Origin of the sequence: Fictibacillus solisalsi, from assembly GCF_900103485.1 — a bacterium.
Classification (GTDB): Bacteria; Bacillota; Bacilli; order Bacillales; family Fictibacillaceae; genus Fictibacillus_C; species Fictibacillus_C solisalsi.
In genome coordinates this window covers 2,758,781-2,781,459 of sequence record NZ_FNHW01000001.1, presented here as the reverse complement: position 1 = coordinate 2,781,459, position 22,679 = coordinate 2,758,781, and the positions used below count along the sequence as shown (strand labels likewise).

Here is a 22,679-nt window from a genome sequence, read left to right as displayed (position 1 = left end):
TAAAAATACAAGCTGTTCATAATATAAAGTAGGAGTCACGCGGACATACATCAGGTCCATCTCTTACTTTGAAAGTGGCATCGCATCCGCAAGGTGTGATGCCTTTTTCTGCAAACAAATGAGGTGAGCGAAATTGAAAAGAAAAGTTGTTGCACTTCTTATGGTATTATCGCTTGTAATTGGAGCGGGGGGCATGTATGGCTGGATGAAGTGGTCACAGAATGACCAGTCCATCGGCAATGCAGGAACGGTCAATGAACTGAAGAGCACGAAAGCACCAGTCAGCCAAGATGAGGAATTTGCCAAGCTTCAGAAAACCTATCAGTTGATATCCTCTAGGTATTACCAAAAGGTGAGCTCGGATAAATTGCTGGAAGGTGCCATTGATGGAATGGTAAAAACCTTGAAAGATCCTTACTCGGTCTATATGGATGAAGATACGGCGAGCCAGTTCACCCAATCGCTTGATTCGTCTTTTGAAGGAATTGGAACGGAAGTCAGCATGGTCGATGGCAAAGTGACTGTCATCGCTCCATTTAAGGATTCTCCTGCCGAACGTTCAGGAGTAAAGCCGAATGACCAAATTGTTTCAGTGGACGGAAAAAGTTTGGAGGGTCTCGACCTGTACAAGGCAGTCCTCAAAATACGTGGAAAAAAAGGGTCAACCGTAACACTTGGCATCAAACGAAAAGGTGTGAATGACACCCTGAAAATTGATGTGAAACGAGATACCATTCCGATCGAAACGGTCTATTCGAATGTCCAGAAAGTCGCCGGGAAGAAGGTCGGCGTGCTGAACATTACTTCCTTCTCGGAAGACACCGGGTCGGACTTTAAGAAAAAATTGAGTGATCTGGAAGGCCAGGATATTCAAGGCCTGGTCATCGATGTCCGTGGGAACCCGGGCGGGTACCTGGACGCAGTGGACAGCATGCTGAAGGAAATTATTCCTGAAGGCAAGCCGTTTGTTCAGATCGAAGACCGAAAAGGAAATAAGCAGCGCTATGTTTCCGAACTGAAAGAAAAGAAAGACTATCCGATCGTCGGACTCGTTGACGGGGGAAGTGCATCCGCTTCTGAAATCATGGCAGGAGCGTTGAAAGAAGCGGGCGGATATCCGCTTGTTGGTGAAAAAACGTTCGGTAAAGGAACCGTCCAGCAGACCATTGATCTTGGGGACGGCAGCAATGTCAAGCTGACCCTCGCCAAATGGCTGACTCCGGATGGTAACTGGATTCATAAAAAAGGAATTAAACCGAACTATGCGGTGAAACAGCCGGCTTACTTCTATTCCAGTCCGCTCAGCATCGAAAAACCGCTTGCATATGACATGAACAGCGAACAAGTCAAAACCGCACAAAAAATGCTGAAAGGTTTAGGCTTTGATCCTGGCCGTTCGGATGGATATTTTGATGAAAAAACAGAAACCGCCGTTACAGCTTTCCAGAAAGCAAACAAACTGACTCCATCGGGAAAAATTGATCAAAAGACAGCTGGTGAGATCGAAAGCAAAATCATTACTCAAATCCGCAACAAGAAAAACGATCTCCAGCTTCAAACGGCATTGGAAATTGCCGCAAACAAAAAGAAATAAAGAAAAAACCCGCAGGCTTGAGGCTGCGGGTTTTTTAATAAATGAATTTACAAAATCCACACATTTTCTAACACCCCGACATCTTTTCAGGTTATACTTAAAAAGTTAATGTGATAAACTTTTTGAAAATAACATTCCAGGCGGAGGCCGGAATCCACGAATAATAATGAATGAGAAGATGCTTTAAGGAGAGATTTGTTGCATGGATATTTACTTGAAAGAACTGCTTGATGGAGTAGCGGGTCTTTTTTTACATCCGCTTTCATACGTATTTGTGATTGTAGCCTTTGTGATCGGTTTTAAGCGGGTTAAACGGGAAAGGAAAGAATTTAAAGTAAGGGTCCATCCGGTGATGGATAACTTGATTCAATCCTTTTTTCCTGGTCTGTTGATCGGTATCCTGTTCTCGGCTGTCCTGCTTGGGACAGGTGTGGCAATTCCGATGGGAATGGTTGCCTTGATCGGATTAATGTATTTGCTGCTCGGTTTGACCCTGAAAACCAGGTTTCTTAACCCTGCTTATGCGATCGGACTGGCTTCCATTATTGCCCTTTTTCTTCCGGGATTTGAGACAGGTACTGATTTTATTGACAAATGGGTCCGGGATGTACAAAGCACACCGCTTGATTCACTTGGCATCCTCATGGCCATGCTGGTCATACAGGAAGGAATATTGATTATCTGGAAAGGCTCCAGTCGAACATCCCCCCGGCTGCTGAAAGGAAAAAGGGGGCAGTATATCGGTGCCCATGAAGCTACACGGTTTTGGCTGGTCCCGCAATTTCTGCTGATCCCGATGGGCGCTATTCCGGCGCAGGGAGACTGGCCAATGTTCGGAATGCAGGCTGTTGGCTACTCCATCCTGCTGGTTCCGTTTGCTGTCGGCTTTCGTCAGTTGAATGCCCATTCGCTGCCACAGGAAGCGATTAAAGCTACAGGAAAGCAGGTGTTGGCGCTTGGCGCACTGATTGTGGTTATCACCCTTGTCGGTGTGTTTACTGATTTACCTTTGCTTGCTGTTATTGCCCTTATTGGAGGAATGCTTGGCCGGGAACTGATCACCGTAATAAACAGCCAGAAGGATGATCACGGGAAACCCTTCTTTACCCGCCGAAACAATGGGCTTGTGGTTCTCGGTGTTGTACCGGGAACCCCTGCAGCTAAGATGGGAATTCAGGTTGGAGAAGTAATCATGAAGGCAAATGGTGTTTCCCTGAACAATGAGCGTGAGTTTTATCAAGCATTGCAGATCAATGCCGCGTTCTGTAAACTCGAGATTCTTGACCACCAAGGGGAAATCCGCTTTGCCCAGCGTTCACTTTATGAAAACGAACACCATGAATTGGGCTTGCTGTTCGTTCACGAAGTAACCGAGAAAAAGAGTGTGGAAGTTTCATAATTCAGATGACCCTGAAAAGCTAGGAAGATGGCCGGCGTAAGCTGGCCATCTTTTTTTGTGAAAATGGTAGGTGCATATATAAGAATATACTTACACAATGGCTTGATTGAATAAACAGCGGGGAGAGGATATGAAGTGGTCACCAACCAAATGCTGGACAATGCTTTTTATGTACAGGAACCTCGTGCATAAGCCAGATGGCAGAAGGTTGGGCTAAATAGATCTTCCAGCGAGTACGTGATGAAATGGGCAACCGGATTGCTGAGATCGCCAAAACAGGAAAGTGATAAAGATAGAGGCATACCCATTCGCGGGTATGCCTTTTTGGTTATGAACCGTATGGCGGCTGGTAATACGGTTGTTGATAATATCGGATAGCGTTTTGTGGGTCCGGACGATTGCCGCAATCTTTTGGAGGGCCGATGAACATGGTGGGCTGCACGGGATTTATCGTTTTCTGCCACTGATTTTCGTTCATGCAATAGGTGTGGGCCATAATATTGGCAGGGGTAAACTTGAGCAGATCTGACCCCAAAATGACATCAGGTGTTGGCGAGTTAAAAATGGCCAGCAGATGGGTTTGATCCGTGGTGGCTACTTCATAATGCCACCAGCCTTGAGGAACGTTGGCCACTTGCCCGGGAGCGATGGAAAAATGCATAAATTGTTTGGTGAACGGGTTGAAAATGGAAACGACAGCAGCACCCGAAATGCAGTACACCAATTCAGCCGCATTTTGGTGATAATGCGGTTCCACCACATTATTGCTGCTCAAAAAAATATCCAGCAGGGATACATTGTCCAGCGTGTTCAGCTCGTTGATTCCCAGCACATTAATGTAATTTTGCCGGTCTTTCGTCACGACGTTCGTATTGATGGTCGCGCTGAATTGCACGGAAGGGGATGTATAATTCAAATTTTGAGCCATATTCCATTCCTTCTTTCCCTCATGACATGATTACATTAGGCTATGCGAATGCCCATATAACGTGAATCTTTAATCGGCCTGCCTGCATTATGGACAAACTTTTTATTTTCGTTTGTCCACTTTGTGACAATCTGCACACAACAAAGAAAAACAGACTGGAACAGTGACATTTATCACATATGAGATAAGCCCTATCGTTATAGCATGAGATAGTACTTATTTCACATAAGAGAAAACGTAAATGCACGAAAGGAGAGGTTCAAATGAGCAAGCGATTGTCGTCTGGCCGTCTTAGGATGGTTTCCGTTCTGGCGGCAGGTCTGCTGGTGCTTTTATCCGGTTGTGACCGGCGTTATCTGATCTTTAATCCATCTGGCCCAGTGGCGGAAAAGGAACTTCATTTAATTATTTTATCCGCGGTGCTGTGTGCCGTTGTGGTCATTCCTGTGTTGGCGTTGCTTATCTTTATCGTTTACCGGTACCGTGACAAACCCGGCAATAAGGCTCCTTACACACCGGAGTGGAGCGACAGCAAAATTTTAGAAATTGTCTGGTGGGGAGTCCCGATTATTATTATTGGTATTTTGGGTGTATACACAGCAAAAACAACCTATTCCCTTGTAAAGCCACCAGTGGAGGATGTGAAGCCGATCACCATCCAGGTAACTTCTCTTGATTGGAAATGGCTGTTTCAATACCCTGACCAAAAAATTGCGACCGTCAACTATGCCGAGATCCCAGCCGGTGTTCCGGTCCAGTTTCATCTAACGTCGGATCAGATGATGAACTCATTCTGGGTTCCTGAACTTGGCGGCCAGGAATACACCATGCCGGGCATGGCGATGAGGCTGTGGCTGCAGGCGGATCAACCGGGAACCTATTACGGCTCCGGTGCCAACTTTACCGGAAAAGGCTTTGCACATATGAAGTTTAAGGTGGTAGCCAAGCCACAGGCTGAATTTAATCAATGGGCCAAACAGGTAAAAAAGACCGCCCCTGCACTGACTGAGGCAAAATATCAGCAGCTTGCCCAAAAAGGCCTGTCAGAGAAGCAAACCTACTCTTCATATCCCGAGAGGTTATTCCTTGATACGATCGACCGCAACGGTGGCAAATACATGAAGCCTGAAATGAAACACGGCGGACACGATATGTCGATGATGGACCACGACAACGAATAAAAACGAAAGGGGGAAAAACAAGTGGGAGAAAAAGCGAAAGGATTTTTTGTAACGGGTGACCCGCTTATCTATGGCGCAGATGTATCCATAATCATCACGCTGCTTGGCATTCTTGTTTTTCTAACGTATTTCAAAAAATGGGGCTGGCTGTGGAGCGAATGGCTCACAACCGTCGATCATAAAAAAATCGGAATTATGTACCTGGTGTCGTCCTTGCTTATGCTGTTCAGGGGAGGGGTGGATGCCCTCCTGATGAGAATGCAGCTTGCGATGCCGAACACTCATTTTCTGCAGTCGCAGCACTACAATGAAATCTTCACGACACACGGAACGATCATGATTCTTTTCATGGCGATGCCATTCATGTTTGCACTTTTTAACATAGTTATTCCGCTGCAAATCGGAGCCAGGGACGTGGCATATCCGTTCCTGAATGCGATGAGCTTCTGGCTGTTCTTTTTTGGAGCCTTGCTCTTTAACTTGTCCTTTGTGATTGGCGGCTCTCCTGACGCAGGCTGGCTCAGTTATCCGCCGCTTTCCGAATTGGCCGGCAGCCCCGGTCCGGGACAGAACTTTTATATCTGGGGAATTCAAATTTCCGGGATCGGCAGCCTGGCGACCGGCATCAATTTTCTCGTCACGATCTTAAAAATGAGAGCACCTGGAATGAAACTGATGCAGATGCCCCTGTTTACCTGGTCGGTTCTTTCCAGCTGCATCACGATCATCTTTGCGTTCCCGGTATTGACAGTAACACTCGCTTTGTTGTTTGTTGACCGCTTTTTCGGTGCTCATATCTTTACGGCGGCCAGCGGCGGAAACCCGATGATGTATGTAAACCTGATCTGGATGTGGGGACACCCCGAAGTTTATATCGTTGTCCTTCCGGCGTTCGGCATTTATTCTGAGATCGTGAGCACGTTCTCCAAAAAGAAAATCTTTGGCTACAAATCAATGGTCTTCTCGATGATAATCATCTCTGTACTCGGCTATTTCACCTGGGTCCACCATTTTTTTACAATGGGGGCGGGAGCCGATGTGAATACGTTCTTTGCGATCACAACAATGGCAATCGGTATTCCGACAGGGGTTAAGATATTCAACTGGCTGTTCACCATGTTCCGGGGACGAATCACGATGACACAGCCTATGCTCTGGACGCTCGCATTTATTCCGTGTTTTCTCGTCGGCGGAGCAACCGGTGTGATGCTCGCAGCAGCGCCTGCAGATTACCAATACCACAATAGCTACTTCCTGATCGCTCACTTCCACCAGACACTAATTGGCGGTGTCGTTTTCGGATATTTGGCCGGACTCTATTATTGGTGGCCGAAAATGTTCGGTTTCAAACTGAACGACCGCATTGGAAAATGGGCATTCTGGACATGGAATATCGGTTTTTATGTGTGTTTTATGCCTCAATATGCTCTCGGATTTATGGGCATGACCCGCCGTGTATATACGTACGGCTGGGATATGGGCTGGGCACCGTATAACTTGGTTTCAACGGCTGGTGCATTTTTGATGGGAATCGGATTCATCTTTCAGGTGTGGCAGATTCTCTACAGCATCAAGCATGGTGAGCGGGATCTTACAGGCGATCCATGGAACGGCCGGACACTGGAATGGTCGATCCCATCGCCTGCGCCGCATTATAACTTTGCTCATCTTCCTGCAGTGAGAAGTGACGATTCCTGGTGGGACATGAAAAAGCACAGATACGGAGCAGCGGGTCAGGACGAGATCAAAGAGTATGCACCAATTCATATGCCAAAAAACTCAGGGATTCCGTTTCTGATGTCGGCGTGCTGGTTTGTGGCCGGATTCGGACTTACGTTTGAGTGGATTTGGCTGGGAATTGCCGGGCTTGCCGGTATAGGGATTTGCTTGCTGGCTCGTTCCTTCCAGCGAAACACGGATTATTACATTCCTGTAGATGAAATCAAACGGACAGAGGCTTCTATAGGGAGGGTTGTGTGATGGCACAATCAGCTATCTCAATGGATGCTCCTCAGGAGCACCAGCATGATACATTTAAACTGCTTGGATTTTGGATATTTCTCGTCACCGACTGTATTATTTTCGCTTGTCTATTTGCCGTATACGCTGTGTTGCGAACACATACGGACGGCGATTTAACCGGCCGCGAGCTGTTCGAGGTGAAAGGCTTCACTGCTGAAACTCTTATTTTGCTCGCGAGCAGCTTTACGAGCGGGCTTGCTTCACTTGCCATGCATAAAGGAAGTAAAAAGCAGCTCCTGGGCTGGCTTACGGTCACTGTTTTGCTTGGATTGTCATTTGTAGGGCTTGAGATCACAGAGTTTGCCAAGATGGCGTCCGAAGGGGCAAGAATCTCAACGAATGCATTTCTATCTTCCTTTTTCACACTGGTTGGCACGCACGGCCTTCACGTTTCATTTGGATTGATTTGGATGATTGGTGTGATGGTGCAGATCGCACGGTTCGGCATTGACTCGCTGACAAAAGAAAAAGTCACCATCGTCGGGCTGTATTGGCACTTTCTCGATGTTGTCTGGATCTTCATCTTTACCGTCGTCTATTTGCTGGGGGTGATGTAAATGGGAGTTTCTGAAAATCATGGATCAGCTAAAACGTATATTCTCGGATTCTTGTTTTCTCTGATCTTAACGGCCATTCCGCTTTGGCTAGTCATTCAGCATGTAATGAGCAAAACGGTGCTGACCGTTACAATATTGTTGATCGCCGTGCTTCAATTGATCATCCAATTCTTCTTTTTCATGCACATCAGGGACGGTGAGAAGCCAAGGTATCATGTCATGGCACTCGTGCTCGGCGCGGTCATGGTGTTCACCATTGTCGCCGGCTCCATCTGGATCATGACCTTCAACTCTCAAGTTCACTAAGGTGATAGACCTAGCCCGTCCCTTGGTGGATCCGGAGGTTGAAAGGAATTCAGTTGGAGGAAATTGTCGGAACTGTGATCTTCGTTTGAAATAGTAGATAATAATCTTGTAAAGAGAGGATGTGTGCATCGCTTGAGTAGTGTAGACAGGCGGTAAAAAAACCATTTGATGTCAATAAAAGAAAAATAGTTTGGGCGTAAATCATGATAATTGATCATGACTGAACTTTCACACTACTTTTAATTACCCTCCTTAACCAAAACAACTGTAAATACCATCCGATAACTTACAATTTTTGTCCCATAACCGCGAACTTTGTAACATATTGAAATATAGATGTAATATAACTGTCCTAAAAGTTCAATTTGTTAATGATATAATTACGGATGGGAATTAACGTGGGTTGTAGGAGTAAGGTTAAGGAGGAAATGTAATTGAAGCAAAGAGTTTTAAAGGCTTTTTTATCACTTAGCATCTGCTTTAGCGTTTTTACATACACTTCAGCACATGCGCAATCCTTAAGTGATATACATAAGAAACAAGCCGAAAATGACGCGAAAAAACAGAAAAAGAATGCAGAAATCAAGGAAGTTCAAGGACAACAGGATCAGGTAGTCCGTGAACTTGAAAAGATCGAGTCTAATCTCGAGCAAACAAAGAAAGATATCCAGACGAAAAAAACAGAAATCGATAATACAAAAAAAGAGATTGACAGACTGAAAGATGAGATTGCCAAGATTCAAAAGCGAATAGAAGAGCGGGACGCGCTTTTGAAAGAGCGTGTACGTTCCATGTATGAAAGCGGAGGCGCTGTAAAATACCTGGAAGTAGTTCTTGGTTCACAAAACTTTGGTGATTTTCTCGATCGATTGATCTCCCTGAACATGATTGCTGAATCAGATAAGGCTCTCCTCGAAGAACAAAAGCGGGATAAAGCCCAAGTGGAAGAAAATAAAAAAGATGTGGAACAAAAGCTGGAATCACTCAATGCGAAGCTCCAGGATCTTAATGGACTAAATGACAAGCTAAAAGTGCAAAAAGAGGCAAAAGATAGATTGTCTGCTTCCTTGAAGAAAAAAGAGACTCATCTTCATGAAGATGTGACAAGCATCGAAGAGAAAAATGAGATTCTTGCAGCACAGGAAAAAGCGATTAAAGAAGAAATCGCAAGAGCCAAGCGCGAAGCGGAACAGCGAAAGCGTGAAGAAGCAGCACGCAAAGCGGCAGCAGAAAAGGCCGCGCAAAAACAGGCAGCAGAAAAACGTGCGGCTGAAAAAGAAAATCGTCAGGCACCAGCACCGGCGCCTGCTCCGAAAACAAGCACACCAAGTGTATCAGCAAACTTTATCTGGCCGACCAAAGGTTATGTTTCCTCTCCATTCGGGACACGTTTTGGAGGAAGTGACTTCCACCCGGGTATTGATATTGCAGAAGCAGGATCAGGGAATCCGATCGTAGCAGCAGCTGATGGTACGGTAGCACGTTCTTACCTGTCATCTTCTTACGGAAATTGTGTATTTGTGTCATCTTACATTGATGGACAGCTTTACACTACCGTTTATGCACATATGAGCGAGCGTATGGTCAGCACAGGACAATCTATAAAACAAGGCCAGCGACTTGGAACAATGGGTAATACTGGGCACTCTACTGGTCAGCATCTTCATTTTGAACTCCATAAAGGACAATGGAATTACGCGAAATCCAACGCGGTTAATCCAATTCCATATTTGCATTAATCCACAATATGAGGGAAGCAGGAGACAACTCCAGCTTCCCTTTTGTAATCTAGTAAAAGAGGTGAGCAGGATGAAGGTTGGTGAGGCAAAGAAAAATGGTGCAGAGTGGGCCATAAATTTTGCGAAGTCGAGCGAATGGGTGCTCGGTGCTTATTTTAGCGGTTCTACCATTCAAATGTGTGATGACGAAGAACTGCCCGTGGGTTCGGATGTGGATATAATGGTGTTGACATCACTTCAGGATCCGCCTATGAAACTAGGGAAATTTCTATATAGAGGAACACTGCTTGACGTAACCTACCTTTCGGAGAGTCAGTTTTCCTCGTCAGAAAGGGTTCTTTCTTCGTATCACCTCGCAGGGAGCTTTCGGTTTGATACGATCATTTATGATTCCTCCAACGTTCTGAAAAACTTACAGCACGACATTTCTAAAAAGTTTGCTCAAAAAAAATGGGTGCTCACACGATGTGAGGATGCGAGAAAACGGGTGGAAACGGGTTTGGCTTCTATCCATAACAACGTGCCGCTGCACGAACAGGTGATGAGCTTTCTCTTTCCTTCAGGGGTAACGACCCACATTCTCTTGGTTGCTGCGCTCCGCAATCCGACCATTCGGCTTCGTTTTGCCAAAGCGAAAGAAGTACTTGAAAATTATCATTTAGAAGGATTTTATGAGGAGTTACTCACACTGTTAGGCTACAGTCATTTCACACCCAAACGAGTGGAATATCATTTAAACCATCTTGAAAAGACGTTTGATGCGGCCGTTAATGTATCAAGGACACCCTGCCTTTTCAGTACAGATATTTCAAAAGACAGCCGGCCGATTGTAATGGAAGGCAGCAGGGAACTCATCAAAAAAGGCTTACACAGGGAAGCTGTCTTCTGGATTGCAGCAACATTTACCCGGTGCCATACCATTTTGGCAGCGGATGCCGATTTGCATTCCTCATTTTTCCCTTCCTTTCACGAGTTACTGAATGAGCTTGGAGTAGCCTCTCTTCCCGATATCATCAAGAAGTCCCAGCAGATCCTCGATTTTTTACCCGATGTTTGGGATGCAGCTGAGAAGATCATTCACGCAAATCCTGAAATTATAGATAAGTAGGCATGCCTGTTTTGAGGCATGCCTTTTATAATGTAAATCACTCGTTAGAGCGATATTTAAATCATTGAAATTTGTCTATACTGAGAAGGGCTTTATTATTACTAGATTCGGAGTGACGCTTTTGCGAGTCCTTATTTTTCTTTTATCAGCATGGTTGCTCATCCTGCCATACAAAACGGAGGCACATGCCTTTCTGGTCAATTCCAATCCTGCTCCGGAGAGCACAATCAGCCAATTGCCATCCAAAGTCGAACTGACATTTAATGAACGGCTTGAGAAGGAATTATATTCATTAAAAGTTCTGAATGACCAAGGAAACCCGATCACGAAAAAACCGACAAAGATGAGTCAGAACCAACGTAAGTTGACGCTAGACCTGCCACAAGGAAAAAAAGGGGTCTTTACTGTCCAATACTCGGTGATTTCTTCCGACGGTCATCCCGTATCTGGCGCTTATTTATTCACTGTGGGGCAGCCTTCGCAAGGTAATAAGGCTCCGTCCGATGACCCAGCAGGTGAATCTGGACATCCGGGCAGCGAATATAACCTGGCTTACCTGGCTATAAGAACCCTGTATTACGTCGTTTTGCTGCTGGCTTCCGGCTGGGTGATCTGGAAATCTTTCATTCCATATTCGGAAAAAGAACAAAAAGAAGTGTACATAAAACACGGGCGACTCATTCAGAGGGTTCATCTTTTTCTACTGACAGGATTCATTTGCATCCAGGCCAGTATATTGCTAAATGGACAAAATTGGACAAATTTTCCTGACCTCCTGTTCCATACGGCAATCGGATGGTCTTGGCTCCTTTCATTTGCATTATCTGCAGCAGGGCTGTTTTTAACGTATAGACGGACATGGTTTGATTTAATCTGGGTCATCCTGCTGCTTCTGGCCAAAAGCTTAAATGGGCATGCGGCAGGGCAACAAATGGCCCCGGTCACCATGGGGCTGGATACCCTTCACCTATTGGCTGCTGCTCTATGGGCGGGAGGGTTGAGCTATTTGTTTTTCAGTTGGAAAAGAGATCAGGATCATAGTACTTTCTTTTTTAAACGATTTTCGGTAGTGGCTTTAATCAGCTTGATTGTGCTGATCTTCAGCGGTGTGGTGTACACCGTTTTCTTGCTGCCCAAAATATCTTATCTCTGGGACACGATGTGGGGCATTTTTTTAACCATTAAAGTGGTTATTGTGCTTCTTGTTCTTATTGCCGGTGCACTCCTCCGATTTTATAGAAAAAAGGACAGAAATGCGGTTCATGCTCTTCTGAAAGTGGATCTGACCTTAATGGGGATGATCCTGGTGATTGTTGCTTTGTTTACACAGCTTAACCCGACCCCGCAAAACAAGCCACTGAATTGGAATGAAAGCAAAGGCGGCATTCATTTTGAAACGAAATCGCATGTCCTTCAGCCGGGGATCAATGATTTTCACATAAAGGCCACGAGTTCAAAAGGGGAGCCATCTATTGAAAAGGCTGAACTGCGTTTTCAGTCTATAGACCGACCGAAAGTCCCAGAGATCATCGTTCCCCTGAAACCGGAAAAGGGATCTGATGGACATCAAAAGATATTTTATAAAACCGGAGCTTATCCCCCATTTCCGGGTGAATGGAAAATGACCATTGCTGTTGTTAATGAAGATGTAGATGAAATTTTAATCACCAAAACCATTAAGATTTATAAACTGCAGCTTTAGCAGTTGAAAGGATGTATTTATAATGAAGAAAAAATGGATTTCCATGTTAGGTGCCTGTGCTGCTGCTCTTTTTATGTTTGCAGGCCCGGCAAGTGCCCATGTGGTGGTCTTTCCACAGCAAACCACTCAAGGGACGTATGAAAAGTTTTCTGTGCGGGTACCGAATGAAAAAGATATACCAACCGTTAAAATCAAGGTCGAAATTCCTAAGAATGTAGAGATTTCGCGGTTCCAACCCATGCCAGGATGGAAATATACGGTTGAAAAAGACTCTACGGACCTGATCAAAAGCGTCACCTGGACGGCCGAAGGAAAAGGGCTTTCTTCAACAGAATTTACTGAGTTTAATATGCAGGGGAAGGTAGGGGAAAAGGCAAATAAAATGGTGTGGAAGGCCTACCAAACGTATAAGGATGGAAGCACTGTCGCATGGGAGGGGCCAGAAAGTTCGGATACACCTGCTTCAGTTACTGAAGTGATGAAAGGAAACGGAGACGAGCATGGCGGTATGAACGGAACCGCTGCTGAACATAAAGAGATGGCAACAGGTGATGAAAACGCAAGCTCAGCCACACTACCGCTCTATCTTTCAGGTGCAGCTGTTCTGCTTAGCCTGATCTCACTTGTTCTATCTGCCAGAAAACGTAAATGATAGAAAGGATCCGCATATCCGGCGGATCTTTTTTTAATATCACTCCGACCATAAGCGCAAGAATGAGGACGATTTACGGGGTTGGGGACTGTTAGAATAAGGGCAGAATAAAGGAAGAGGTGAATAGCAAAATGGATATGAAACTTCAGGACCGGTATGATTTTATTGAACCCGGGGATCCAAAGCATGATGCATTGTATGAAAAGATGTTGAAAAAGGAGGAGAGGGCGGGATATTATATCGGGGTAACAACGACCGGGATTGCCTGCCGTTTCGGGTGCAGTGCCACTCCGCCTCAAAAGGAAAACACAGTTTTCTCTAGAAGGCTGTTTGACCTCATTGCTTTTGGTTTTCGGGAATGCAAGGTTTGCCGGCCACTGACTCACGGTACGGAACAAGATGATGTCGAAACGTTCGCCGAGCTGATCCAAAAGGCTGATCATCCCGAAAAATATTTAAAGCAGGTGTCTCCCGGAGATACCTCGTATCGTGCGGCGAGAAGGTGGTTTGAACAGAAGCATGACGGTGACCTGCAGAAGTACATGTATGTTAAACGTGTGAACCATCTGTTAAAAAGTGAGAACAATCAGGATCCTGAACATTCCAATATCATTACTTATCAAAGATACTGGACGCCGATCGGGGTGCTTATCGCCTGTTTTTATGAAGGAGAGTGCTGTTTGCTGGAATTCATGGACCGGCGTGCGCTTGAAACCGAACTTCTTTTTCTGAAGAAGAAGCTTAATGCCAATCTTAAAAAAAGAGCAGGTGCAGTAAGCAGACAATTGGGGAAGGAGATGGAGGAGTATTTCGCTGGCGATCGCCAAACTTTTACGGTTCCCATTGCGAGTATCGGAACCGATTTTCAGCTGAAAGTCTGGGATGCGTTGAAAGAGATTCCATACGGGACCACACGCAGCTATAAAGGGCAGGCAGAGCATCTAGGACGTCCGACAGCCGTCCGTGCCGTTGCAAATGCGAATGGAAAGAACCGAATTTGTATCCTGATCCCGTGCCATCGGGTCATTGGGGACAACGGAGACCTAAGGGGATATGCAGGTGGATTAGACAGGAAACAGTTTCTTCTTGAGCTTGAAGAAAGCAAAGGATTACAATAAGAGGGAAAAGGAGGCAAAAGGGATGGCCAGTCTTTCATTTAATGAAATGTGGGAAAAAATAATGGCGTGCGACAGTTCCTATGATGGGTTATTTTATACGGCTGTTAAAACAACAAAAATTTATTGCCGTCCTTCTTGCCGGTCAAGGAAACCGAAAAAGGTGAATGTCGAATTCTATGCTACTAGGGTTGAAGCACTAAAAGCCGGGTTTCGGGCGTGTAAAAGGTGCCAGCCGGATGCCGGGCTTTCTCCACAGGCTGAGCTCATCACCAGGGTGAAAGGCTTTCTTGTCGAGCATTTTAAAGAACCTCTCACTTTACAGAGCGTTGCCCAACATGCAGGTGTCAGCCCGTTTTATCTGGAGCGGCAGTTTAAGGAAATGACAGGAGAAACTCCCCGGACTTATTTGGAAAAGGTCAGGCTTGATAAAGCGGTGCACTTGCTTACGCATACCTGTCTTACTAATCTTGAGATCTGCTATGAGGCAGGTTTTCAGAGCACGTCAAACTTCTATAAAGTCTTTCGAACTGCCAAGAACTGTTCTCCAAGTGAGTTCAGGAACATAAAAGAGGGCACATAAAAAACACTTTCAATGGGAGCGAAAGTGTTTTTTCGTTTTTATTCAGTTCATTTTTTCTTCTACACGGCGGTCAGGTCCTACATATACAGACTCCGGACGGAAGATTGTGTTGTCTTCGGCCTGCTCCAGCACATGGGCACTCCATCCGACCATCCGGCTTGCGGTAAAAGTGGGGGTGAACAGTGCAGGTTCCATCTGGATGGCTTTCATGATGGCGGCAGCATAAAACTCCACATTGGTATACAATGAACGTCCAGGTTTAAATTCATTCAGCAGTTGAACCGCCATGCGCTCGGTTTCCAAAGCCAGGTCAAGCCATGGATCTTCCCCCGCGGTTTGCAGCAATCGTTCTTTTAGGGCGATGGCCCGCGGATCATGCGTTTTGTATACGCGATGGCCGAATCCCATCAATTTTTCTCCCCTTGTTAATTTGTGTCTAAGCACCTTTTCAATATCGTTTACTTCCGAGATTTCATTAAGAAGATCAATCACGCCCGATGGTGCTCCGCCGTGAAGTGGGCCTTTCATGGTCCCAATGGCGGATGTGGCTGCTGATACCAGATCAGATTCGGTGGAAGCCGTCACCCGCGCAGCAAAAGTGGAAGCGTTCATTCCGTGCTCCAGTGTCAGTATCATATAGGCTTCTAGCGCATCTGCATGTGCTTTTATAGGAAGTGAACCATAGAGCATGTAAAGGTAATTTTCAACATGACTCAAGTCGGGAATAGGAGATACCGGAGCATTCCCTTCCAATGTGCGTTTACGGTAAGCAATGATGGAAGGCACCTGAGCTGTCAATCGAACCGCTTGTCCGGTGGTAGGCTTCCAGTTGTAGTCCACTGTGCCTTCAGAAGAGACCGCTGTCCGGATCACACTCATCATGTCCATGTTTTCGGGAAGTCCGTCAATGATTTTTTTCATTTCTGGAGAAAGTACGCGATGTTTGCTCAGTTCATTTTTTAACTTCCTTAATTCATGGTCATCGGGCCATTTTCCGTACCATAAAAAATAGGCCGCTTTTTCAAAGGAAGCTATTTTCATTACTTCACTGATCTCGATTCCTCTGTATAAGAGAATGCCATTCTTTCCGTCTACCGAACTGATGGAAGTCTCCACCGCGACAACCCCTTTTAGTCCCTTGGCTGCATTCATTGAAAATCTCTCCTCCTTTAATTCTTTGATCCTATTGTATGATGGATATATAATTAGGAAAATTAAATCTTTTTAAATAGATTAATTAAGAAATATAATAAGGAGAAATTTATGGAGTTTAACTGGCTTTATACGTTCATAACGGCAGCGGAAAAGGGGAATTTTAGAAAAACGGCAGAGCAGCTTTACATATCGCAGCCTTCGGTTACTGTCCATATTAAGCAGCTTGAAAAAGACATCGGGGTGTTACTCTTTCATCGGGAGGGAAAGAAAATTAAACTGACGGAAGAGGGAAAACGATACTTGGATCATGCGAAGAAATTGATTGCTCTTTATGAAAACGGTCTGGAAGATATGGCGTCCTTCAGCCAGGGTTACAGCAGTAAGTTGATTTTGGCCATTTCACCGCTTATTGCCGATACGATTTTGCCATTTGTGCTAAAACGTTACTTAAATCAGCATCCGGAAACGGAAATAGAGGTTAAAATTATAGAGTCTGAGCAAATTGAACAAGCCGTACTGAATGAAGAGGTGGACATCGGTTTGTCTTGCCTGCCCACTGCCAATCCCGATCTGATCTGTGATCTTCTCTATAAAGACAGGGTGATGTTTATTTGTGCCCATGATGGAAGGGATTTGGAATCCGCACCGCCACTGGATGAAAAGGAGATTTTGGAATCTCAGTACCTGCTGACACACAATCATCCGGGCTATTGGGGTACGTTAACCAAAAGTATAAAGACCCGATATCCGGGAGTGAGAATGATGAGAGTATCACAGGTGCATATTACAAAAAGATTTATTGTGGAAGGGCTTGGTGTTTCCTTTTTGCCTGCTTCGACGGTCAGGAGGGAATTGCTGGAGGGACGGATGCTGGAAGTGGATTGCCCTTCAATTCCGCTTCCCGAAGCTAACACCTATGCGCTCAGAAAGTACGACCACCGAAAACAAAGGGAATTCCTTACCTTTGTAGCCGGCCACAGAATATAAAAAGGAGAGAAAACCAATATGAAAAAGAAACTCGCGATGTGCAGTTTGGCGATGCTTTTACTTGCCGCATGCTCGTCTAACAATGCTGATGAAAAGAAGAAGTACCATGAAGGACAAAATATGGAGGCTGCTGAGAGCGTCTATAAGCAAAATTGTGCCTCGTGCCATGGCAACAATTTGGAAGGCGGAACCGGTCCGTCCCTTGAGAAAATCGGAAGTAAATATTCCGAAAAAGAGATCATGAGCGTCATTCTGAAAGGAAGAAATGGAATGCCTGCCGGGATATTAACCGGTGGAGATGCGAGGCTTGTAGCCGAGTGGCTGAAAAAGGAGCATAAATAGAAAGCCGCTGGGCGGTTTTCCACAGAGAGCCACAACAAGCAAAGAAACGCCAGGGCGGTTTTCCACAGAGAGCCACAACAAGCAAAAAACGCCAGGGCGGTTTTCCACAGAGAGATACAACAAGCAAAAAACCGCCAGGGCGGTTTTTTTGTTTGTTTTATAAGATTGGAGACAGGAGCCGGGAGATGGACTCTCTAAAGCGGATCGAGCGGGAACGGTGCTGGTATTCCTCCCATGTCAGTTTACGGGACAGTTTGACATCCTCCTGGAAGGCATCGATCAGCTGTTTCGCTACCTCTTTATTATAGATAAAAGCATTAATCTCAAAATTCAGCTTCAGACTCCGAATATCGAAATTAGCCGTACCGACAGAGGAGATTTCATCATCTACTACGATGGATTTGGCATGGATAAAGCCGTTGTCATAAATATAGACGTTGGCTCCGGCTTTCAGCAAACCGCCGATATTGGACAGTGAGGCCCAGTACACAAAAAGATGATCAGGCTTATTGGGAATCATGATATTCACATTTACGCCGGAATGGCAGGCAATTCGCAGCGTGTCCAGCAAGCTCGCATCAGGGATAAAATAGGGTGTCTGTATGGTAATGGACTTTTTGGCCATCGAAATCATTTTTATATAGCCATCCTTGATTTGCGGCCACTCCGACTCCGGACCGCTCGTAACAATCTGCATCCCGACGGTTCCTTTGGCTTTTTCCTTGGGGTATAAAACTGGATCATAATCAATATCGTGTCCATACGATGCCTGGTTCCAGTCAAGAATAAAGCGGGTTTGCATGGAAAGGACCGCTTTCCCCTGAATTCTCAGGTGGGTGTCACGCCAATTTCCAAATCTCGGACTTAGGCCAAGGTATTCATCTCCAATATTAAACCCGCCAACATACCCGATTTTTCCATCGATAATAACAATTTTGCGATGATTGCGGTAGTTCATACGAAAGTTAATGAAGGCAAATTTACTCGGGAAAAAGACTTCCACTTCTCCTCCCGCTTTTCGAAGGTCCGCAAAGAAGTTATTAGGTAGAGTTCTTGATCCGAGCTCGTCATAAAGAACTCTGACTTTTACTCCCTGTTTGGCTTTTTCAATAAGAGCATCCCGAATCCTTCGGCCGAGATTGTCTTTTTTAATAATGTAATACTGAAGATGGATATGGTTTTGTGCCTGATCAATATCATGAAGAAGGTTTTTAAACTTTTCTCCGCCTGTCGTATAAATATCGACGGCATTGTCGCTTGTAAATGGAGCTTCATTGTTTAGAAGCTGCATGTAGATTAAATCCTGGCTCGTCCGTTCAGGCTCACTGCTAAATTCAAAGGAGCCATCACGGATGTGGGTGATCTGCTTTTTTAACATCTGCTCAAGTCCCAGCTTCTTGCGGTCATCCCAATGGAAAAGCCGGTGCCTGTTCAAATTTTGACCGAGCATGAGATATAGAAAGAAGCCGCCTAAAGGAATGAAAACAAGGACAAGGAGCCATGCCCAGGTGGAGCTGGCATCCCTTCGTTCCTTAAAAACGATGACGGCGGCAAGCAATATATTTAAGATAGAAAAAAACATTAAAACGTAAGAAAATATGTGCGTTGAAAATATTTGCATAGTTTCTCCTTACCTGAACAGGATCTGTGTAAAAACCTCGATGTTTACCATATCATATTCTTCAGACAGAGTCGTAATTCTTTATATATAAAGAAGAGGAAACTCCTTCTTTTGCCTCCTTCTATTATATAGGAACCAGCACTTTTTTCCATTTATTCGGACATATAGTCCCCTCGTAAGAAAGCATATAAGAGCATTTGGAAGGATAACTTAAGATATGTAAGTATATTATGGCTAACTCTAGGCATTCCTAATAGCACCTGTCACATACTTATATATCCTAGAATACATAATTTGGTGTAACAAGGAAACTTCTATACAATAAAAAAGTTGCTGTTATTTGTTGTCGTAGAATGTCGAAAAAATAGAGGTGATTAAATGGATGCAAAAGTCAGTGTAAGAAATGTAACGAAAATCTTCGGGAAATCTCCGAAAACAGCCGTACAATTACTGAAAAAAGGATATTCCAAAAGAGAGATTCTTAAAGAAACAGGCAGTACGGTAGGTGTCAACAATGCATCGTTTGATATCTATCCCGGTGAGATCTTTGTGGTTATGGGGTTATCCGGAAGTGGTAAATCTACCCTGATCCGAATGCTTAACCGGCTGATCGATCCATCAAGCGGTGAAATTTTGATTGATAATCAGGACATCGTTAAAATGCCTCCAGCAAAATTAAGAGAGGTACGCCGAAAAACCATCTCCATGGTCTTTCAAAACTTCGCACTTTTCCCTCACAAAACCGTGCTTGAGAACACGGAATACGGATTGGAAATTCAAAACGTTTCTGCTGCAGAGCGAAAAGAAAAAGCAATGAAATCCCTTGAGGTTGTTGGATTAAAAGGGTTTGAAAACCAGCTTCCATCCCAGCTGAGCGGAGGTATGCAGCAGCGGGTAGGTCTGGCAAGAGCATTGGCGAGCGATACAGATATCCTGTTGATGGATGAAGCGTTCAGTGCACTGGATCCACTGATCCGTAAAGATATGCAGGATGAGCTTCTTGAAATTCAAGATTCTATGCATAAAACAATCATCTTTATTACACATGATTTGGATGAGGCTCTTCGAATTGGCGACCGAATCGCCCTTATGAAGGATGGAAGCATTATTCAAATTGGAACTCCTGAAGAAATCATGATGAATCCTGCTAATGAATACGTTGAGCGGTTTGTTGAAGATGTGGACTTATCACGTGTACTTACCGCTTCACATGTTATGAAACGTGCAGAAAAGATCTCACCGGACAGAGGACCGCGTGTGGCTCTCCAAATCATGAAAGACCAGGGTTATTCCAGCATCTTTATCGTAGACCGCAAGCAGCGCCTGCTTGGAGCAGTTACTGCGGATGCAGCGTCCATGGCAGTAAAAGAGGGCAAATCGATAGAAGATGTAATGCATAAAGACGTGTTGACAGTAACGGAGGAAACATTGCTTTCCGATTTGTTTGAGCCAATGGCCAACACCAATATTCCACTCGCCGTCATCGATGAAGAAAAACGGCTAAAGGGAATTATTATTCGAGGTGCAGTCATCGGGGCACTCGCTGGAAACCGTGATGGGCTGAACGGAAAGGAGGATGACGAATGAATTTTCCGAAAATTCCTTTAGCACAATGGGTTGACCACTTAGTAGATTGGATTACCAGTACGTTTGACCCGCTTTTTAGTGCGATTACAAGTTTTATTGAAGGGCTGCTGGACACTCTTGTTAAGGTTCTTGACATCGGTCCTCCAATCTTACTGATCTTGATCATTACACTTTTCGCGCTTTATACAAGCCGGTGGGGTGTAGCCATTTTTTCTTTGATCGGGTTATTATTGATCGATAACCTTGGGTATTGGGATGCGACGGTTCAAACGATCGCACTCGTGCTTTCATCAGTCGTTCTGACAATTATCATTGGTATTCCGCTTGGGATTTGGGCATCTCAGAACGATACCGCAAAAAAAATCATTACTCCTATTTTGGACTTTATGCAGACAATGCCAGCATTTGTTTACTTAATTCCTTCGATCCTGTTTTTTGGTATCGGAGTCGTGCCAGGTATTCTGGCATCCGTTATTTTTGCTGTACCGCCAACAATCCGTCTGACGAATCTTGGAATTCGGGAAGTACCTGGAGACCTGATTGAAGCGTCAGAAGCATTTGGTTCAACCACAGGCCAAAAGCTGTTTAAAGTACAGCTGCCGCTTGCTGCTCCAACCATTTTGGCAGGGGTTAACCAAAGTATCATGCTGGCGTTATCCATGGTGGTTATCGCTTCGCTAGTAGGTGCACCCGGACTGGGAGCAGAAGTATACCGGGCTGTAACTCAGATTAAAGTGGGACAAGGTTTCGAAGCGGGTCTGTCCATCGTTATCATCGCGATTATTCTTGACCGTGTTTCGCAAAACCTTCGTAAACCGCTTTTGGGCAACACCATCAGCAAGAAATGGGTGTATTCTGTTCTCGCTGCAGTTCTTGTTATCGCTTATGCAGTAACTGCATTCAGTCAAGCCGCCGGCCCAAACCAAACAGGTTCTAAAAATGTCGGTGACCAGGTGAACTATGAAATTACAGGTATTGATCCTGGAGCAGGCTTAATGAAGGCCACTGAAAAGGCGATGAAGGATTATGGCTTAAAAAACGATTGGACGCTGAAAGAAGGTTCATCTGCAGCGATGACGGCAGAATTGAAAAAGGCGTATGAAAGGAAAGAGCCGATTATCGTTACCGGCTGGACGCCGCACTGGATGTTCAGCAAATATGATTTGAAGTATTTGAAGGATCCTAAAGGTTCGTATGGTAAGGGTGAGTCCATCCATACGCTAACCCGTAAAGGATTCAAACAGGACAATCCGGGTGCCAACCAAATTCTGGATCAGTTCTACTGGAAACCAGCCGATATGGAAAATGTAATGGTGAAAGTCCAGGATGGCGCAAAACCTGCAGATGCTGCAGCAGATTGGGTTAAATCACATAAAAAGCAAGTGGCGAAATGGACCAAAGGCGCACAAAAGGGCAACGGCAAGCAAGTCAGCCTTGTTTATGTAGCCTGGGAATCCGAAATCGCGAGTACGAATGTCATTGCCAAAGTTCTTGAGCAAGAAGGCTATACAGTAAAACTTCAGCAAGTAGAAGCCGGTCCGATGTTTGCCGGTGTGGCAGGCGGAAGTGCTGATGCGATGGTTGCGGCCTGGCTGCCAACCACTCACAAGGATTACTACGACAAGTACAAAGGCAAGTTTGAGGATCTTGGACCAAACCTTGAAGGTACAAAGCTTGGCCTGACCGTTCCAAAGTATATGAACATTGATTCCATTGAAGATTTGAAAAAAAGCAAATAATTCATAGAGGGCAGCCGCTTCAGGCTGTCCTCTTTTTATTTAGACTAATGCATTCACCCTGCTAATAAATATATAAAGGAATACGCAAAAGTAGTGAATGGGGAGGTCAGCATGAATAACATCAATTGGACTGTCAGTGATCCATACGTGTTTCAAACCCTTCAGGCTGTAGTTGGAAAGCCCGTTGTTGTTCAAACGGAAAGGGGTTCTGTCCGGGGAACGCTTAAACAGGTGGTGCCGGACCATATTGTGGTAGAATCTGGCGGCAATTCGTTTTATATCCGAACTCAGCAAATCATCTGGGTAGTTCCGAATCCGCAGCTTGTTCCAGAGTAAAATAGCCAGGAAAAGTTTGCCGGAGA

General features: G+C 45.0%; 20 protein-coding genes. 17 read left to right on the top strand and 3 right to left on the bottom strand.

Annotation, left to right across the window (positions count from 1 at the left end):
- The first annotated feature begins 133 nt into the window (after positions 1-133).
- Together BLT53_RS14255 and BLT53_RS14250 are read left to right on the top strand one after the other, a co-directional pair.
- Positions 134-1,594: a S41 family peptidase gene (locus BLT53_RS14255; protein WP_090235739.1), complete on the top strand. Its 1,461-nt coding sequence runs from the start codon at positions 134-136 to the stop codon at positions 1,592-1,594.
- 202 nt (positions 1,595-1,796) lie between these two features.
- Positions 1,797-2,993 (top strand): PDZ domain-containing protein, encoded by a 1,197-nt coding sequence (locus BLT53_RS14250; RefSeq protein WP_090235737.1) that lies wholly within the window; start codon positions 1,797-1,799, stop codon positions 2,991-2,993.
- A gap of 328 nt (positions 2,994-3,321) precedes the next feature.
- On the opposite strand, the gene BLT53_RS14245 is transcribed toward BLT53_RS14250, so the two are convergent.
- The gene (locus BLT53_RS14245) at positions 3,322-3,921 is read right to left on the bottom strand and encodes a cupin domain-containing protein (protein ID WP_090235735.1); all 600 of its coding nucleotides are present in this window, start codon (positions 3,919-3,921) and stop codon (positions 3,322-3,324) included.
- A gap of 263 nt (positions 3,922-4,184) precedes the next feature.
- On the opposite strand from BLT53_RS14245, the gene BLT53_RS14240 reads away from it, so the two are divergent.
- The 10 genes from BLT53_RS14240 (at position 4,185) to BLT53_RS14195 (ending at position 14,886) form a co-directional block, all read left to right on the top strand.
- Positions 4,185-5,102: a cytochrome c oxidase subunit II gene (locus BLT53_RS14240; protein WP_090235733.1), complete on the top strand. Its 918-nt coding sequence runs from the start codon at positions 4,185-4,187 to the stop codon at positions 5,100-5,102.
- A gap of 21 nt (positions 5,103-5,123) precedes the next feature.
- Positions 5,124-7,082 carry a cytochrome aa3 quinol oxidase subunit I gene (gene qoxB / locus BLT53_RS14235; RefSeq protein ID WP_090235731.1) on the top strand — a complete coding sequence of 653 codons (1,959 nt, stop codon included), beginning with the start codon at positions 5,124-5,126 and terminating at the stop codon, positions 7,080-7,082.
- Positions 7,082-7,681, top strand: coding sequence for a cytochrome o ubiquinol oxidase subunit III (gene cyoC / locus BLT53_RS14230; protein WP_090235730.1), 600 nt, complete (start codon positions 7,082-7,084; stop codon positions 7,679-7,681). Before qoxB ends, cyoC begins: the two co-directional genes overlap by 1 nt.
- Positions 7,682-7,987, top strand: coding sequence for a cytochrome o ubiquinol oxidase subunit IV (cyoD, locus tag BLT53_RS14225; protein ID WP_090235728.1), 306 nt, complete (start codon positions 7,682-7,684; stop codon positions 7,985-7,987).
- 434 nt (positions 7,988-8,421) lie between these two features.
- Complete coding sequence (locus BLT53_RS14220; RefSeq protein WP_090235726.1) at positions 8,422-9,726, top strand: murein hydrolase activator EnvC family protein; 1,305 nt, start codon at positions 8,422-8,424, stop codon at positions 9,724-9,726.
- 70 nt (positions 9,727-9,796) lie between these two features.
- A complete protein-coding gene (locus tag BLT53_RS14215) occupies positions 9,797-10,834 on the top strand; it encodes a hypothetical protein (RefSeq protein WP_090235725.1) in 1,038 nt (345 codons plus the stop codon).
- A 121-nt stretch (positions 10,835-10,955) separates the two neighbouring features.
- A complete protein-coding gene (locus BLT53_RS14210) occupies positions 10,956-12,536 on the top strand; it encodes a copper resistance CopC/CopD family protein (protein ID WP_170834353.1) in 1,581 nt (526 codons plus the stop codon).
- 22 nt (positions 12,537-12,558) lie between these two features.
- Positions 12,559-13,188 (top strand): YcnI family copper-binding membrane protein, encoded by a 630-nt coding sequence (locus tag BLT53_RS14205; RefSeq protein ID WP_090235722.1) that lies wholly within the window; start codon positions 12,559-12,561, stop codon positions 13,186-13,188.
- A gap of 131 nt (positions 13,189-13,319) precedes the next feature.
- Entirely contained in the window at positions 13,320-14,306 is a 987-nt protein-coding gene (locus BLT53_RS14200) for a methylated-DNA--[protein]-cysteine S-methyltransferase (protein WP_090235720.1), read from the top strand.
- A gap of 22 nt (positions 14,307-14,328) precedes the next feature.
- On the top strand, positions 14,329-14,886 hold the full coding sequence (locus tag BLT53_RS14195; protein WP_090235718.1) for a bifunctional transcriptional activator/DNA repair enzyme AdaA: 558 nt from the start codon (positions 14,329-14,331) through the stop codon (positions 14,884-14,886).
- 42 nt (positions 14,887-14,928) lie between these two features.
- Here BLT53_RS14195 and BLT53_RS14190 read toward each other — a convergent pair whose 3' ends face one another.
- Complete coding sequence (locus tag BLT53_RS14190) at positions 14,929-16,038, bottom strand: citrate synthase/methylcitrate synthase (RefSeq protein ID WP_090235716.1); 1,110 nt, start codon at positions 16,036-16,038, stop codon at positions 14,929-14,931.
- Between the two features lie 111 nt (positions 16,039-16,149).
- Between BLT53_RS14190 and BLT53_RS14185 the strand changes: the two genes are divergently transcribed.
- Positions 16,150-17,028, top strand: a complete 879-nt coding sequence (locus BLT53_RS14185) for a LysR family transcriptional regulator (RefSeq protein ID WP_090235714.1) — start codon at positions 16,150-16,152, stop codon at positions 17,026-17,028.
- An 18-nt stretch (positions 17,029-17,046) separates the two neighbouring features.
- The gene (gene cccB / locus BLT53_RS14180; RefSeq protein WP_090235713.1) at positions 17,047-17,370 is read left to right on the top strand and encodes a cytochrome c551; all 324 of its coding nucleotides are present in this window, start codon (positions 17,047-17,049) and stop codon (positions 17,368-17,370) included.
- 157 nt (positions 17,371-17,527) lie between these two features.
- On the opposite strand, the gene cls is transcribed toward cccB, so the two are convergent.
- Complete coding sequence (gene cls / locus BLT53_RS14175; protein ID WP_090235712.1) at positions 17,528-18,991, bottom strand: cardiolipin synthase; 1,464 nt, start codon at positions 18,989-18,991, stop codon at positions 17,528-17,530.
- A 378-nt stretch (positions 18,992-19,369) separates the two neighbouring features.
- Between cls and BLT53_RS14170 the strand changes: the two genes are divergently transcribed.
- From BLT53_RS14170 to BLT53_RS14160, 3 genes are all read left to right on the top strand, one after another.
- Positions 19,370-20,578 carry a quaternary amine ABC transporter ATP-binding protein gene (locus BLT53_RS14170; RefSeq protein ID WP_090235710.1) on the top strand — a complete coding sequence of 403 codons (1,209 nt, stop codon included), beginning with the start codon at positions 19,370-19,372 and terminating at the stop codon, positions 20,576-20,578.
- Entirely contained in the window at positions 20,575-22,317 is a 1,743-nt protein-coding gene (locus tag BLT53_RS25635) for a glycine betaine ABC transporter substrate-binding protein (protein WP_090235708.1), read from the top strand. Before BLT53_RS14170 ends, BLT53_RS25635 begins: the two co-directional genes overlap by 4 nt.
- A gap of 111 nt (positions 22,318-22,428) precedes the next feature.
- Positions 22,429-22,653 carry a YuzF family protein gene (locus tag BLT53_RS14160; RefSeq protein ID WP_090235706.1) on the top strand — a complete coding sequence of 75 codons (225 nt, stop codon included), beginning with the start codon at positions 22,429-22,431 and terminating at the stop codon, positions 22,651-22,653.
- Positions 22,654-22,679 lie beyond the last annotated feature (26 nt).

Coding starts and splice junctions, on each gene's coding strand:
- BLT53_RS14250 (WP_090235737.1), top strand. CDS start 1,797: ATGGATATTTACTTGAAAGAACTGCTTGATGGAGTAGCGGGTCTTTTT.
- BLT53_RS14245 (WP_090235735.1), bottom strand. CDS start 3,921: ATGGCTCAAAATTTGAATTATACATCCCCTTCCGTGCAATTCAGCGCG.
- BLT53_RS14240 (WP_090235733.1), top strand. CDS start 4,185: ATGAGCAAGCGATTGTCGTCTGGCCGTCTTAGGATGGTTTCCGTTCTG.
- cyoC (WP_090235730.1), top strand. CDS start 7,082: ATGGCACAATCAGCTATCTCAATGGATGCTCCTCAGGAGCACCAGCAT.
- cyoD (WP_090235728.1), top strand. CDS start 7,682: ATGGGAGTTTCTGAAAATCATGGATCAGCTAAAACGTATATTCTCGGA.
- BLT53_RS14215 (WP_090235725.1), top strand. CDS start 9,797: ATGAAGGTTGGTGAGGCAAAGAAAAATGGTGCAGAGTGGGCCATAAAT.
- BLT53_RS14205 (WP_090235722.1), top strand. CDS start 12,559: ATGAAGAAAAAATGGATTTCCATGTTAGGTGCCTGTGCTGCTGCTCTT.
- BLT53_RS14200 (WP_090235720.1), top strand. CDS start 13,320: ATGGATATGAAACTTCAGGACCGGTATGATTTTATTGAACCCGGGGAT.
- BLT53_RS14195 (WP_090235718.1), top strand. CDS start 14,329: ATGGCCAGTCTTTCATTTAATGAAATGTGGGAAAAAATAATGGCGTGC.
- BLT53_RS14190 (WP_090235716.1), bottom strand. CDS start 16,038: ATGAATGCAGCCAAGGGACTAAAAGGGGTTGTCGCGGTGGAGACTTCC.
- BLT53_RS14185 (WP_090235714.1), top strand. CDS start 16,150: ATGGAGTTTAACTGGCTTTATACGTTCATAACGGCAGCGGAAAAGGGG.
- cccB (WP_090235713.1), top strand. CDS start 17,047: ATGAAAAAGAAACTCGCGATGTGCAGTTTGGCGATGCTTTTACTTGCC.
- cls (WP_090235712.1), bottom strand. CDS start 18,991: ATGCAAATATTTTCAACGCACATATTTTCTTACGTTTTAATGTTTTTT.
- BLT53_RS14170 (WP_090235710.1), top strand. CDS start 19,370: ATGGATGCAAAAGTCAGTGTAAGAAATGTAACGAAAATCTTCGGGAAA.
- BLT53_RS25635 (WP_090235708.1), top strand. CDS start 20,575: ATGAATTTTCCGAAAATTCCTTTAGCACAATGGGTTGACCACTTAGTA.
- BLT53_RS14160 (WP_090235706.1), top strand. CDS start 22,429: ATGAATAACATCAATTGGACTGTCAGTGATCCATACGTGTTTCAAACC.